Source organism: Catenulispora sp. GAS73 (assembly GCF_041262085.1).
In the GTDB taxonomy this organism is placed as follows: Bacteria; Actinomycetota; Actinomycetes; order Streptomycetales; family Catenulisporaceae; genus Catenulispora.
Genome location: NZ_JBGCCM010000033.1, coordinates 1 through 16,465, shown reverse-complemented (window position 1 = coordinate 16,465; position 16,465 = coordinate 1). Strand labels below are relative to the sequence as shown.

Genomic DNA, 16,465 nt, shown 5'->3' with positions numbered 1-16,465 from the left:
TAGCAGACTGGACTGCCCACTTACCTAGGTAGCGCTGAGGAATGCCTCGGCATAGATTCGGCGCTCAGGGGAGCCATGAGGATAGGCGTGTTCCAGCGTCCGTCGCGCCTCCTCATGTTCCCCGAGGAAAATCTGCGCCGCAGCGACAATCACCGGCCACGAGCCACGGGGCATCCCGTCTGAAGAGACATCGTTCAAAAGCGCCCGAGTGCTTTCCTCAACAAGTGTACGAACCGTTCGCCGCGCGTCAAGGTAGGGCAGAACGCTTTCCTTCAGGTACTGCCTCGCAGTAACCCTATGCGCGTCCAGCTCTTCCTCACTTCGGAACGTCAAAATAGGAGGATTCCGAACGATAGAGTCAAGGACTACACGTTGGATGACGTCATTACTACCAATTAGTTTGGCTCGTTCGCCAAGCATCTTTCGAGCGATATTCGCTACTTCCTTGAACGCTATCGAAACACTCAGGGAGAGTTGGACTGATGCGGGCGCGTACTGAGGGCGCACGATCAGCTCGAAGTCGACCTTCTGCTTGCCCTCGCCTGAAGACCGCAGGTAGCTCACACTTCGAGGTGAGCGCCTGAATTCTTCGGCCTGCATGAGATCGTCAAGGTGCCGGCTGAGCATCTCTCTCGTCCAAGCGAGAGCTGTTGCACGGTCCGGGCTGTTCTGGATACCTGTCATGGCACGTTCCACATGTAGACGCCGACTGCGTTAGACCCTGAGGATAGGCCAACACCGGACGCCGCGTCACCTGAGGTGTTGAGCCATGTATCGAACGCGCGCTGATCAGCGGTGAGACTGGCACCGCCGCTCTTCACTTCTATACCGATCACACGGCCATTCCCCAAGTCGATAGCCCCGTCAAAGATTCGTAGCTGATCGCCATTGCCACGAACTGCAACAGGCCTGCGAATCACATTCATCCCTTGCCGTTCGAGCGAATCCCAGACTTGCGCCTCTGCTGCTGCTCCGACCCGTACACCGTTAGAGCCAGCAAAGTGACCCAACGCATCTCGAATGGACCCATCTGGATGCTGAAACAGGCCATTACCCAAATCAATGGGACCGCACCCAGAAGTGTTATGCACGAGCACCGGCGTGTCGCCCGCGACCACATAGTACGCGTGCAAACCATCGATCGTAAGATCGTACGTGACCATCGACGACGCGTAGTTGCGCACCGAGACCACTGCCACAGAGGCCGCGTTGGTGGACTGAAGATGATCACCCGGTTTGAGCTGGGAGGCGTCAACGAACGCGCCAGCGGTGAGATCGTAGTAGGGGTGGTTCTGGGTGCTGGTGACGGTTTTCGGCCCGGTTGGCGTGCTGACCGTCAGATCGGTGAAGTCCTTGTCGGTTAGGGTCTTATGAAGCTGGTCGACCCTATGGTGTTCGACTGCCCCGCCGGGCTCGGCGTTCTCGATCTCATCGCCCACGGCGACACTTTGGATTGGTTTTGTGGTGCCGTCGGCCATCAGGACTTGAGTATCTGCTGCAAACGAATGGACGCCACAGGCAGCTCCCACCCTGGAGGCGACCTCAGCGATTTCCGAGGCCTCAGCGTCAATACGGATTACATCCGCCAACATGCCCAGACCTTTGCCGGCGAATGGCACCGCGTTGAGCGCTGTAAAAGCGCAGCCCTTGACGCTTCCATCGCGGAAGCAATGTACAGCATCCTCGAGGCCACTAATAGCATAAATTAGCGCAAAAGGGCTGTCGTTGCCTGGTCCGTAAAGGTCCGGGTTTTCAGCCGGAGACGGGGCAGCCGGGGTCGGAAGGGCAGCGGCTTTCGCTGGGGCGGCGTTGCCGGGTCCTGTCGGTGTAGGCGTGGAAGGGGACTGTCCGCCAGCCGCGCCTGTTTCCGGGGCGGCAGAATCGGGGGCAGCGCAGGAACTCCCATTCCAGTTCCCGCCGGAATTCTCACAGCTCTGGACCTGCTGCTGAAGTGAAGTGTCAGCATCGGTGCCGGTGTTGTTTCCGCCAGGGTAGCGCTGGATATCGGTGCCTAGCCCGGTGGGGTCGGTTCCGTCGACGGGGTTGTTGTCGGCATAGGCGTAGCCGCCGATGGATTGGGGGTCGCCTGGCTGGAACAGGGGGTCTGCGGAGATGAATCGTCCGGTGTTGGGGTCGTATTTTCGTGCCCCGACGTCGATGAGGCCTGTGGTGGTGTCGGTGGTTTTGCCCAGGAAAGTATGGTCATCAGGAAAGGTCTGATTCCAGGGCGGTGTGGTGTTGTTGTTCCCGCGTGGTGTGTTGAACGGCGTGTACGCGCGTCGTGCGCTGACGACGTTCGCCGGTGCTGCGCCGGCGTTGAGGCTGACCTGCGAGGTGCCCTGGGGGTTGGTGACCTCGTATGAGACGGTCGGGTTTGCGCCTCCAGTCTCGACGATTGTGGGTGCGCCTGGGTAGGCGAAGTAGCGGTTGGCTGTGACTTGGGTACCGGTGAGGTAGAGCTCGGTACTGCCGAGATACAGCGTTACTCGTCCGGGGTCTCGGCGGAGCAGTTGAGTGCCGTCTGCGCTGTAGACAAACGAGACGTTGACTGCGGGCGTTGCGGTGGTGTTGGTCTCGCTGGTCAGGTGGCCTTCGGCGTCCCAGTTCAGTGAGTCGCCGGTTCCTGTGCCGGTGCGGGGCCGACTGATGGTGTTGCCGGACGGGTCGTAGACGTACTGGTTGGCCGTTCCTTGGTTCGATGGCTGTGTCGAGGTGAGGGTGTGGGGCTGGGTGCCGTTGTGGCCGTACCCGTAGGTGGTGGTGATGTCGTTCGCGGTGTTGCCGGCTGGGTTGTAGTCGGTTTCGGCTGATCGGTCGCCGATGGGGTTGCTGTAGGCGAAGGTCTGCCAGTAGGGCGCCGGGCCGCCGTTGACCTGGGTGGTGGCTGCGGCGCGGTTGGTCGCCGACGGCTGGGGGTGGGTGCAGCCGCCGATCGCTCCGTCGCCAACGGTGAAGGAGGTGGAGTCTGCGTCGGTCCATGCCCCCGTAAGGCGGTTGGCGTAGTCGTAAGCGAAGCACTGCTGGTCGGTGGCGATGCTGACCGCAGCTACGTTGTTGCTGACTGCGCCAGCCGTGCCTTGCTGGTCTTGGACCCCGGTGACGGTGCCGTCAGCGCGGTAGGCGTATTTCCAGTGATCGATCGATCCGCCTGCCCATAGGGAGGTGGCGGAGACGTCGACGTTGAGGATGCGGCGGGTCGACGGGTCGTAGTTGGTGGTTTGCGTGATCTGGCTCGGGTAGTCGCCGACGACGCGGCCCATGACTTCCCCGAACGGCGTGTAGGAGGAGTCCCAGAGCAGGTCGGCGAAGTTGTCCCCAGCGGAAATCAGCAGGCCGTCGTTGGTGTAGGAGTTGGTGACGACGTCAGGCTGGAGTCCGGTTCCACTGCCGCCTGTGGGCAGCGTGGTCTGATACAGCTGGCCGGTGTAGGGCGTATACGTGTTCGTGGTCGTGTATGTACCTGCCAGAGCACCGGTGGTTCCGTCATTGGGGACGACGACAGAGGCCGACAGGACACGTCCGCCGGTGTCATAGCTGTCCACGGAGGTTGAGTACTGGTATCCGCCGCTGTAGCGGATGGATCCGGTGGGCTGTCCGAGTCCGTTGGGCACGGCTGAGCCAGTGGCGCTCTTGTCGAAGGTCCAGGTCGCCTGCAGGTTCGCGGCGGTTTCCGCGCCGGTGCCCCAACCGGTCCATTCGCCGGTCTTGCGGCCTAGCGCGTCGTATCGGTAGTGGAGTTGTGTGCCACGGCCGTCCTGGGTGTCGGTGAGGTGACCGTCCAGGTCGTAACCGAATGTGGATGCGCCGGCGTCGGGATCGTTGGCGCTCTGCTTGAGGCCCTGCAGGTTGTAGGAGTACGACCACTTGTTTCCGGCCAGGTCGGTAACCGCGGTCATGCGGCCGGCGTTGTCATAGCCGTAGCGAGTGATGTCAGCGTTGGTCGCGTCACCGAATGCCGGGTTTCCGGAGCGGTAGGTGTAGAGGGCGGTTTTCAGTCCGCGGGCGTCGGTGTAGACGGAAGTGCGTCCGTAGTCGGGGGCCGGGTCGCCTTGCTTGATGGTGGGGCTGGCGTCCACGCGGTCGGCACCGGGGTAGGCGGTATCGGTGTGGGACAGCACGACCTGGGTGCCGGCGAGGAAGGCGAGGTTCTGGACCTGGGTGGCGCGGCCCATGCCGTCGTGCAGGGTCTGCGTCGCCTGCGGCACCGGCGCGGTGTTCACCCAGACGTTCGCCCCGGGTGCCGCGTTCGGATCGTTGTAGGGCCCTTGGACCAGGTAGGGGCTGCCGTGGGAGTCGTACTGGGTGTCGGTGATGATCCGGCCGGGATCACCGTTGGGCGGGACCGCCTGGGTCTGCCGGGTTCGGCCAAGGGAGTCGACGTAGCTGTAGCTGGTGTTGTAGCTGGTGTTCTCGCGCAGCGTGTCGGTTTCGACCACGGACGGCAGTGAAGTACTAGTCGCCCCTGTCGTTGCAGTCGCCGGTGCTGTGGTGTCACCGTTGACGGTGTAGTGGAACACCAGGTTCGGCATCGTCGAGAACGCGGACTTCGGGTGGTCCGGCAGCCACACCCGCAGCCGCCGGCCCAGAGCGTCATACTCCTGATGCGTGGTGTTGCCGTTGGGGTCCCTGATGTCTGTCGCGAGCTCGCGCGTCGGGTCCAAGGTGGTGGTCGCGGCCAGTCCGGTGGGGCCGGTGACGATGCTCTGCCGCGGCAGCTCCCCGGCGGTTCCCGCCACGAACGCCGGCGTGTAGGCGGTGATGGTGGCGTTGCCAAGTGCGTCGGTGGTCTTGGCGACGCGTCCGTAGCCGTCGTAGTCGGTCAAGGTCTTGGTGTTGAAGACCTTGTTGCCGGCGGTATCGAGGTGGTCCAGTACGTCGGTCTTGCGGACCAGGCCTTGGTCCAGAAAATTGGGAAGGGCAGGGTTGTCGTAGAAGCTGCGGGCTTCGGTGACGATCTGGTTGTTGGACGGTGCACTGAGGACGCCGCCGGCTGCCCAGCAGCCGCCGTTCGGGGTGGTGGTCCAGCTGGTGGTGTCGTCGGCGAAGCCGAGCATCCAGCTTTTCGCCGGGTTGACGGCGTAGCCGGTCGAGGTGCACATGTCCGGGGTGGTGTCGGGGTTGGCCTGTGGCTTGCTGTAGGCCGGGGAGTGGGACCACGTCGCCAGGACACGGCCGCCGTGTGAGCCGGTCGGGTCGGTGGCCGCGCCGACGCCGGTGTCATAGACGTAGTCGGTCTGGGTGGTTCGTGTTCCGCCGTCGGCGGTGGCGACCTGTGAGTAGGCAGTAGTGGTTCCCAGTTGGCGGGAACGCTGAGCAGGCAGCGGGATTCGGCTGTGCTCGGCGATCGGCGGGGAGTCCCAGGGCCGTGACACCGTGTCGGACCAGGGCGTGCCGGTCGCAGAGGTGAAGGTCTGGGTTTCCAAGGCCATACCGGAGAAGGCGTTGTCGTCGGTGATGGGGATACCGAAGCCGTTGGACACGGCGACCGTGACCGGCGGGCAGTCCGCGACGGAGCAAGATCCGGTGCTTGCTTTGGAGGCAAATGCCAGGTCCGGGTCCTGATCCATTCCGCGCAGATACGTGGTGACGCTCTTGCTCTGGGGGGTGCCGGCCCAGTCAGTCGTCGATCCGTTGGCGGACGCTGTTCCGACGACGGTGGTGACGCTCTGGAATCCGCGGTACTGGTCATAGGTCCGTGTCTTCGGATCTGTGACGAGGTCGGAGTCGTTGGAGTGCCAGGCCGCGCCGAGGGTTGCGTCGTAGGTGTAGAACGTGGTCTGGATCTGGTTCGTCGCACGTGTTCCGTCACTGACCGCGATGCTGGTCACGACATACTTGTTGAACCAGTCGAGGAGCGGGGCCGACTGCCCCGGCGGCGTCCAGTACTCCGGGTAGCAGAGCTTGGTGTTATGCCAGTCCGCGACGGCCGGCGCCGCGGTGCAGCCCAACGGATACGCGCTGGCCGAATCGTAGTTGACAGCGATGACGCCGTTGAGCTCCGTATCGATCCAGCCGAGACGCTCGCGGAAGTACCAAGGCACCGAAGACGTCGGCAACGCCACGCGGTTCGGCATGGCAGGAGCGGGAGAGAACACGACGTCGGGCATGGACGTGGTGTCGGTGATACCGGCACGGGCTCCGTTGGCCCCGCTCTCCCCATCAGCACAAGTCATCCCAGGGTCCGCGGCAACGCCGGCACAGTGCCGGATCGCTGCCAGCCACAGGGGCGGCCGGTTGGCCTCGGTGTCACTGTCGACCAGGGTGTGGAACTGGTGGAACAGGTCGTAGTGGTCGACGTTTTGGTAGGCGCCGTTGACGGAGACCTGGGTGGTGATGGAGCCGAGCATGCGGGCGGACCAGAATGTCGGCTGGGTCAGCGCGCAGGTGGTGGTGTTCGGCTGTTCGCAGATAGTGAAGTCGGTGGGGGTGTCCTGGAACAGGCCGGACTGGATGGAACCGGTCGGACTCGCGCAGCCGGCGCTGCCCCCGGATGTCGCGCCGTATCCGCCGTCCCAGTTCGGGTCGATGCAGCGGCCAAGAGAGGTGAACTTCACCTTCGCCGCCGGCTGGTGCCCGGCAGCGACGTCGGCGGTGGTCCAGCCGTAGTCGATCTCGGCCAGCTGGCCGGCGCGGGTGTAGTCGGTAGGGCTGTTGCTGGTGCTGGCGCTGGTGCTGCGCCCGTAAAGGTCGTGCTCGCGGGAGTACAGATACTTGGTGACCATGCCGGTCGGCGAGATGACGTAGTCCAGGTTCCACCGCCAGGCACTGCTGCATCCGACAGCTGATGATTTGGTCGGGTCCTGGCACGCCGCGACGGTGGGGTTGTTGAACACCGGCTCCGACCAGGTCGACTGGGTCGGGGTGTCGGTGCCGATACTTCCGTTGTTCACCTCGGCGGGCAGCTTGTCGGCGCCGAAGTAGGCCACCGCCCCAGAGGGGAGACGAACCCGGATGTACTCCCCCGTCGCGCCGTTGGGGGCGACGGTACCGTTGGTCGTGCCGGTCAGCACGTCGATCTGGGTGCCATCGTCCGTGGCCAGTTTGAAGTGGGAGTTGCTGGTGTCGGAATCGTCATGCACCAGCTGCCCGCCGTGTGCCCCGAACGACATCGTCAGCGCCGGGAGCAGTTTGCCGGAGGAGTCCCGGGCGAAGCAGTTGTCGCCAGAGGTCGGGTACGCGGTCGGCTTGGCCTTCGTACAGGGGCTGTAGGAGCGCTCGATGAAGCCCGGGGAATAGTCCCAGCCGTCACCGATCCAGGACACCTGGCCGTTCTCCACCGAGTTGTGACCGTCGACTGATCCGGAGTCATAGGACAGCGCGACCGGTGGGCCGGCGCCGTCCAGCGAGGCTGGCGTCGTGATCGGGTACTGATAGGTGAACGACCCGGTGTTGCCCGACTCACCCCACTGGTTCGACGCCGCGAGACTCGTCGCGGTATATGCGCCGGCAGACCCGGTGGCGCTCGACGTCGCGGCGAGAATCATCGGCGCCGCTTTCGCCTTGGTGGGGCTCTTCGCGGGCGTTGATGTGGCCGAAGGGGTTTCGCCGCCGGTTGTGGGTGCGGGGCCGGCCGGAAGGGTGATCGTAGCGACGAGCTGCTTGTTGGCGATGTCGTTGCTGAACGTCACCGGGGTCTGCTTCTGGCACGCCGCATCCCTGGGGGTCGTCAGTGCGCACGCGGGTAGCGCGACAAGCTTCAGGCGGGTCGAGTAGTCGCCGCCATAGGCCTCGGCGAAGCTTCCGTAATCCACTGCCACTTTGACCTTCGCGGCAGCCGTCTGGCCGTCTGACCGGGCCACTGTCACGATTTCACCCGTGACCCCGGCGCTGATTGCGGCGTCATGACCGGCCACGGTGACCTGCACGCTGGTCGGCGGGGTCAGGGTCGAGACAGCCGAGGCGTCGGTCCGTGCAGCTGGGGAGGCGACGGAGGCCACTGATATCGGAACGCTGTTCGAGTGCACTGGAGTGCCTGTGCCGCCGTCAGCAGAGGCCGTCGCGTCCGCCGTCGACGGCTTCGTCGATGCCGGGGCGCCGATCTGCAGATCGTCGGAGGCAGCTGCGGGGAACGTCGTCTCGGTCACCGGCGCGCCCTTGGCAACGGGGTGCCCCTTGACCGGCACGGCCTTCAACGGCGCGCCGGCGATCGCGGCCTGCTGCGCCATCGAGTGGCCGTTCCACTTGGCCGGTCGAGGCGGGCGGCCTGCCGCATGCACGGGGGTCTCGGTGACCGCGCTGGCGATCAGCGCAGACCCGACAGCCAGCGCGGTGAGCCACGCCGTCGGGCGGACCAGCACACGCGGAACCAGCGGACGTGAAGTCCTCACGCAAATACCCCCAGCGCGAATCCGGACACGAGGCTCCGGAGCAAGGAAAATCGCGACAACAAGTGCGAGACGCTAGCCCATATAGAGCGGTGAAGTAAACACCTTCACGCTAAATCAAGATGACGGAACAGTAACGCATCCAGCCGGAAGTGTAAATCCAGTCCTTGGCATAGATGACTCGTTGCGACAATGATCAACTGCTTGCCACTGTCGGAACTTCATCAACGCAACCCAGCGATTCGATCACACTTCAACACGGAGAGCGACCGACAGTTTTTGCTTCGCTTCGCTTCGGATGCACTCCAGGTCATGAGGTGTGCACTGCGGCAGCCGACCATCCCGACGACGGGTCGGCGCACAGTGAAAACGAGCAATTAAGGGCGGAGCCATCGCAACACTGGACACGCCGCCCTCAGGCACCGGTGACGCAGGATGTTCAGCTGCAATTTCCGATCCGACGATTGCCAGGAAGACGTCTTTGGTACTAACGTTCGCGCGCTGCTGTTCGGCACTCGAGCTTTCGTCTCACTAGCTTTGGGGTATCACGTGAGAGCATCGATACGGGGGCGTAAAAAGCGCTTCAGCCGTGTCGCGGCGCTGTTGTGCGCCGCCGTAACCGGATTCACGGTCGTGGCCCCGGCCGCATCAGCGGATCCGCATCCTGCTTCAACGGGCACCGGCCATCCACTGGTGGCGGAGGCCTCCGGTTCACCTGCGGACACCGAGGCCGCGAAGCCGACGGTGCCGGCACCAGATCAAACGCTGCGCAAGGCGCTGGCCGAAGCCCACGCCCAAGCGAAGAAGACGAAGAAAGCCGTCGTCGTCGACGCCGCCACGAACCCGTACGCACTAACGCTGGCCCAACCCGACGGCACCTTCAACGTCGAGCAGGTGCAGTACCCGATCCGGACCAAGGTCAACGGCGCCTGGGTCCCGATTAATACCAAACTGGCTCTGGCCGCCGACGGCAGTGTGCATCCAAAGGCCGTCCCCACCGGCATCACGATCTCCGGCGGCGGTACGGCCCCGCTGCTTCAGCTCGACACCAACGGTAAGAAGATCTCGCTGTCCTGGCCGACGACACTTCCCAAGCCGACCCTGTCCGGCAACTCGGCCGTCTACGCCAGCGTATATCCGGATGTGGACCTCAAGGTCACCGCCGACGCGCTCGGCGTTCGTGAGGTCCTCATCGTCAAGAGCGCCCAGGCCGCCGCCAACCCCGCCCTGTCACAGCTCCAACTGGGCGTGGCGGCGAACGGCATCACGATCAGCGCAGACACGGCCGGCGGAGTGCGGGGCACAGACTCGACAGGGACCCCCGTCTTCACCGGCACGCCAGCCCTGATGTGGGACTCGTCAACAACCTCGGGTTCCACGTCTGACGGTACGACGCCGACGCGGCTGCCGATGGCTACCGCCCCCGGACAGCCGACCACGGCTTCCGCCAGCGGGCCCGGCGCCGGGTCCAAGAAAGCTGTCATGCCGACCGCGCTGCACGGCTCCACCGTCGACCTGACCCCCGACGCCGGCCTGTTGCACGGTTCATCAACGCGCTTCCCCCTGTTCATCGACCCCGACGTGTGGGCTCCCATTCAAAACTGGGCCGAGCTCGACGCCGACGCCCCATCGCAGAACAACTACGACCAAGACCCATCCGGCACGCCCAACCTGCTGCGTGTCGGCGACCAGAACGCCTGGGCTCCCAGAGGCGGTCAAGGAGGTACCGGCGTGCAACGCCTGCGCCGGTCCATGATCAGTTTCAGCCTCACGCAGGGCACACCGGGTGCCCCGGCAGTCGTCCCAGCCGGCGCGACTGTCACCGCGGCAAACTTCGACGCGACGACCAATACCTACACGTGTGCGTCACAGTCGATCGACATGTTCGCCATCAATTCCTTTTCCCAGTCGAACTCCTCGTGGAACGGCCAGAGCCTTACCGGCCCGAACAGCTGGGGTGCAGCCGGTTCAGCCTGGTGGGGGGCCGCTCTCATGGGAACAGCCTCCGTATACTCCGCGGGAAGTTGCACGCCGGCTGACTACACGGGCGGCGCCGGGGCGACCTACACCCTCAACGTGACGTCGAAAGTCAGTACTTGGGTGAGCCAAGGCGCTCCGGTTGCCAACTTCGGTTTCAAAGCCCACGACGAGTCGACCTGGCAGAGCGCTGGCTTTGCCGCGTTCTACCGCTTCAACAGCGACTGCAATCCCAACAACATCACCGCAGCAGACCACTGCGGCAACATGCACCTTCGCATGACCTACCGTCTGCCGCCGAAGGTCGTGGCAACGACCGTCTCGCCCAACCTCTACCCCAACAACTCCAGCTGTGACACGACAGTGCCCAGCGCCAATGGGGGGCCGGCGTATCTGCCGAAGACCATCAACGGGTCGGTCACGGTGAGCGAAGAGGTGGAGGACATCGACAACGGTGCGCTGACCGTCGATTTCGGATTGAACAACCTGACCCCCGGAGGCGGCTCCGGAGGTCAGACCGGGCTTCCTGCTCAGAACGGCGTGCCTACGGGCGCCGGCTGGGTGGGATCTGACGGCTGGTATCACTTCAAGGCCTCGGCGACGTTCAACGAAGACACGGGCGGCAGTCACGCCTTCGGAACCATCTTCGACGGCAACAGCTACGGCGCGGCAATCTTCGGGATCAAGGACACAACCTTCCTCAACACGTACTTCCCCAACAACACGCCCAACGGCGGCTACTGCTTCCTCACCGCCGCGTTCAGCGCCCCCAGCAGACCGACGATCAACTCGAACGACTTCCCGAAGATCGGCAGCGTCCCGGTCAAGACCGCCACAGCGTCGGGCACGTTGAGCTTCGCCGGCCAGGTCACAGGCGTCTCGATCGATCACTTCGACTGGGTCCTCAACCGTGACTCCTCGCTAGTCGGCAACACTACGGCCGGCGGCGGCAGCGTAAAAGCCAGCGGGAACGGCAGCACTCTGACCCTGCCTCAGGGCGCGACGGTAGCCGGCGAGAACACCCTGTGGGTGCAGGCGGTCGACAAGGCCAGCAACCGCTCCCCCATCGCCGACTACGAGTTCTACACCCGCGGCAACCCCAACAAGGTCGCCGTACTCGGGGACGTAACCGGCGGCAGCATGCCCGACCTGGTCACCATCGAGCCTGACGGCCACGGTGCCAGCCACCTGGTGGTCGTGCCCGGCAACTACGACCCGGCCATGCTGGTCTCGAACCTACCGGCGAAAATCCAGGCCGCGGCAACCGAGGCAGCGTCGGCGTCAGCGGCTCCGGACGGCAAGTCCTGGGCCGGAACCCTGATCACTCACCGAGGTGCGGAGCGCGGTACCCCCACCGATGACCTGTTCGCCTACAGTCCCACCACGCACCAGCTCTACTACTACTTCAACGCCTCCGGCACCCTGGATGGCATCGTGCCGGCGGACCAGTACACCGTCCAGCATCAGGCCCTGATCACCCGGCCTCCCTGCGACCCCACTGTCGACAAGATCGACGGGTGCGCCGACTACGCCCCCAACTGGAACAAGGTTTTGCAGATCGTCGCGTTCGGCTCGGTCACCGGCGGCAACCCCGGCGTGTTCGCCGGCAAGACGAACCTGTTGACTGTGGAAAGCGACGGCACCGGCGGCGCAGAGCTGTGGCTGTTCCATCCCTCCGGCGTCGGACAGCTAACCGCCCCGATCCTGATCGGCCGTTCCAACCTCAACGGCACCAACTACTCGGCACTGCCCGGCTGGAACTGGGCCAACATGGACGTCATCGCCGCCGGAAAGATCACTGGCGACACCTCCAACGGCAAGTATCCGGACCTGTGGGCCCGCGACCGAACCACCGGCACACTGTGGCAGTTCGACAACATCGACGGCGCCAGCGGGGAGGACCCCACCAGCCTCGGCAACCTGAACGCCGCCAAGATCGTGGGCGGCTCGTCAGCCGCAGGCTCGGTCACAGCTCAAGGACCGTTCTCGGTGGCGCACTACCCGGTACTGGTCTCGGCCGGCTCCACGACCATGGACACCAGCGGCAACCTGTCCCAGGGCGGATACCCGGCCCTGGCCGCACTGCAGCCCGACGGCAAGATCCAGCAGCTGCCCGGCTCGGCGTCCGGTCCGGTGATCGCCACCGGAGCGAACTCCGGTTCCCTGGTGGAGACCGGGCAGTCGCTCACGGCCTGGAGCACCCAGTCCAGTGCCCAAAGCCTCAATGGTGCCACCCCCACGACCACCTCCGGACCGATCCGGGTCGGCTGGACCAGCGGCAACACCAGCAACCCGCTGTGCCTGGACCTGGTCGCCGGCAATACCACGAACGGCTCCCCGATCCAGCAGACCAACTGCGTCGGCAACACCAACCAGAACTGGTCGCTGTACCCGGATGGCTCGATCCGGCTGACCGCCAACCAGAGCAAGTGCATCACCGTGCTGTCGAACTACAACAACAGTTCCGGAACCCTCGACGGCTCCACCACGGTGATCTCCGACTGTCTCACCAACAATGACCCGAACGACCCGAACGCCGGCGCGATCGAAGCGCTACAGCGGTGGGTTGTGCGTCCCAGCCCCACCATCGCCGGCTGGTCACAGCTGTACAACCCGAACTCCGGACGCTGCCTGGACAACGAAGCTTCCAACCAGATCAACCTTCAGCCCTGGCTGTGGGACTGCTTCAACAGCAGTGCGCCCCAGCAGGCCTGGCTTCTGCCCGGTGGCCAAGGCTCCGTGCTGCAGACCGAAGCCGAAGTACTCGCCAACTACGCCGTCGGCACCGGCGCCTCAGTCGCACCGCAGCCGAACGTCCCGGGCGTGAGCTGGTCCGGCGGCGCCCAGATGTTCCTCAGCAACAACGTCGCCACCGGCTCTCGCATGACCCTGACCTGGTATGTGCCCTACCCGGGCCTCTATCATGTCGCCCCGGTCATGACCCAGGCCGTCGGCTACGGCAAGGTCTCCATGGCCGTCGACATCGACACCAGCCCGCAATACTTGCCGAACACCTTCGACGGATACAGCGCCACCGCCAAAACCACATCGTTCGACTTCGGCATCGCGAACATCACCACTGCCGGACTGCACTCATTCAGCTTCATCGTCAACGGCGCCAACCCGGCAGCCACCGGCAACAAGTACAACGCCGGCGTCGACACCATCGTGTTGAACCCCGCCCAGCCACAGGGGCCGAAAGCGGCGCTGGCGGCTACACCGAACAGCAGCGGCACCGGCACCACCGTGACCCTGGACGCCTCAGCCACCACACCGGGCACTGCGCCGATCACCACCTACACGTTCAACTTCGGGGACGGAGGCACCACCGGACCACAGAACACGGCGACCGCGACCCACACCTACACCTGGAGCGGCAACCCCACCCGAGTCGCCCAGGTCACCGTCACCGACAGCGCCGGCAACACCGGAACCGCGAACGTGACCATCACCGTCGGCCCCACCCCGCTCACGGCGCTGACCGTGAACGACGGCCACAGCACCCAACCCTGCACCACCGACCCCACCGCAGCCCCCAACATGGGCTCCACCACAGTCACGCTGAGCGGCACCGCTGACGCGAACCTGTCAGCGAACTTCGAGGTCCGCGACGTCACTGACCCCTCGCTGGCCCCGCCACTGCAATTCGGCGGCCCCGGCTCCTACACCACGGTCAGCACCACCCCGACCGTCACCACCCCCGTGCTGCAAGACGGACACGAATACGCCTTCGCCGGCCGCACCACCGACTCGGCCAGCGACGTCTCGGCCACCAGCACCAGCTGCTACTTCTGGGCGACCACCACCGGAAACCACTCCGTAGCCTCCGGCGCCCTCGGCGCAGCCATGGACAACACCTTCATCCCCGCCACTGCCGGCCCCGTGGACTGGAAGACCACAGCCACCGACCTGCGCTGGCAACCCGACGGCAACCTGGTGCTCTACACCAACGACACCAACACCGCCATCTGGTCCTCAAACACCGGCGGCGCCACCAACGCCGTGCTCGGATTCATGCAGAACGGCGACCTGGCCATCTTCCCCACCACCCCGACCCTCGACGCCCTCGGAAACACCACCGCGACCCCGCTGTGGCACTCCGGCACCGCCGCAGGCTTCGGACAACTCCTCATCGGCTCCGACGGCAATGTCAGCATCCTCAAGCAGGGCACCCCACTGTGGTCGACCAACACCGCGATCGCCCCGACCACCCCATTCCACGCCTGGACACTGACTGACGGCTACGGCACCAGCGCCACCGACACCGGATACCCCGGCGCCAACGGCCCGGCACCTGCGGCCCTGACCGGCACCACAACTTGGACCGGCTCCGGCGTCACCTTCGACGGCACCACCGGCAACGCCACTACCGCGCCAGCCATCCTGGACCCGACCAAGTCCTTCAGCATCTCAGCATGGGCCAACCCGGCCGCGCTCGGCGGCGCCGTCCTCAGCGAAGACGGCAACACCCAATCCAGCTTCGCCCTCTACCCGGACACCGCCAGCAAGAACTGGACCTTCGCTCTCGGCACATCCGACGCCGCGGGATGGAACGTCGACACCGTCAGCGCCAACCCGGTCGCCCTCAACAGCTGGGTCCACCTGACCGCCACCTACGACGCGACCAGCAAGACGTTCGCCCTCTACACCAACGGCACCCTGGCCGCCAGCGGCACCCACAACAACGGGTTCGCAGCAACCGGCCCCCTAGCCATCGGCCGTGAAAAGACCGGCGGCGCAGCTTCCGGATTCTTCAACGGCACCATCGGCGACGTCCGAACCTGGACCTACGCCCTGCCCGCCACACAAGTGTCCTGGCTGTACCAGCGCTCAGCGAACAACCTCGCCGTAGCCAAGACTGCCTCTGCGTCCAGCAGCATCTCCGGCTGGGAAGTACCGCATCTGACCGACGGCATCATCCACGGCGGCGGCTGGTCCAGCGCCGCCCACAACACCAGCGCCGCCACCGAATGGGCCGGCATCGACCTCGGCGCCACCAACCCGCTCACGGAAGTCGACCTCTACCCCCGCGACGACACCACCGCAACCGCCGGGACCTGCTTCCCGACCGCCTTCACCATCGCCGTCAGCACCGACAACACCAACTGGACGACGGTGAGCACCCAGACCGCTTATCCCAAACCCGCCGACGGCCCACAGAAGTTCCTGTTCGCCAAGACACCCGGCCGTTACATCAAGGTGACCGGCACCGCCCTCACCGCAGACAGCACCGGCAACTACTACATGCAGCTCCGCCAAATCGCCGCCTACACCGGCGCCAACGTCCTCCCAGGCCTCACCGACCCGACCTGGACCGCCAACGGCACCGCGACCATCACCGGCAACACCGCAACCCTCACCACCGACGGGACCGCCAACGCCGCAGGCTCGGTCGTCAACAGCACCGCGATCAAATCCGCAGGCCTCACCGCCACCTTCCAAGCCACCATCAGCGGCGCGGCAAGCACCGGCGCCGACGGCATGACCTTCGCCCTCCTGGACTCCACCACGACCACCAGCACCGCACTCGGGCAGAACGGCGGCGGCCTCGGCATCGCAGGCCTGACCGGAGTCTTCGTCTCCCTGGACACCTTCGGCACCCTGGGCGTCTACGGATCCAGCAACTGGGCCGGCATCAACACCACTACACCGACAGCCCAGACCAACATCGCCAACAACACCAACATCCCAACCCTTCGCAACACCGGACCACACACCGTGAAGGTCACCGTCACACCCGCCAGCCACATCGTGGTCAACATCGACGGCACCCAGGTCCTCGACGCGGCAGTGACCCTGCCACCCTCGGTCCTGGTCGCCTTCACCGCCAGCACCGGCGGATCGACCGACACCCAAGCCGTCACCAACCCCGTCATCAGCTACACCTCGTAGAAACCCGCAGAACAACCTGGGTGCCGCCGCCGAACAGGAGGCGGCACCCGCCAATTCACTGCCTGAAGCACGTGACCTTCACGCCAGCTTTTGCGGCCGTCGCTTGGAGCTGAGGTGGCCCCTTCGTCCGTGATCGCCTCACTATCCGGAAAAATCTCTTGCCTCGTCCCGTCGCTTAGCTTGTTCTTTAACCTCGGCATGATCATTTCATGTCGGGGTTTCTCATTGCCCTGACAAGGCGGCGGCCTTGCCGTGATGCTGTGTGTTTCCGC

The 16,465-nt window shown here is 64.9% G+C and carries 3 protein-coding genes; 1 reads left to right on the top strand and 2 read right to left on the bottom strand.

Annotation, left to right across the window (positions count from 1 at the left end):
- Nucleotides 1–24 precede the first annotated feature (24 nt).
- Both ABH935_RS37985 and ABH935_RS37980 read right to left on the bottom strand, forming a co-directional pair.
- Nucleotides 25–684, bottom strand: a complete 660-nt coding sequence (locus ABH935_RS37985) for a hypothetical protein (RefSeq protein ID WP_370382817.1) — start codon at nucleotides 682–684, stop codon at nucleotides 25–27.
- Nucleotides 681–8,297, bottom strand: a complete 7,617-nt coding sequence (locus ABH935_RS37980; protein WP_370382816.1) for an RHS repeat-associated core domain-containing protein — start codon at nucleotides 8,295–8,297, stop codon at nucleotides 681–683. Before ABH935_RS37980 ends, ABH935_RS37985 begins: the two co-directional genes overlap by 4 nt.
- A 720-nt stretch (nucleotides 8,298–9,017) precedes the next feature.
- Here ABH935_RS37980 and ABH935_RS37975 point away from each other — a divergent pair.
- A complete protein-coding gene (locus ABH935_RS37975; RefSeq protein ID WP_370382815.1) occupies nucleotides 9,018–16,193 on the top strand; it encodes a LamG-like jellyroll fold domain-containing protein in 7,176 nt (2,391 codons plus the stop codon).
- Nucleotides 16,194–16,465 lie beyond the last annotated feature (272 nt).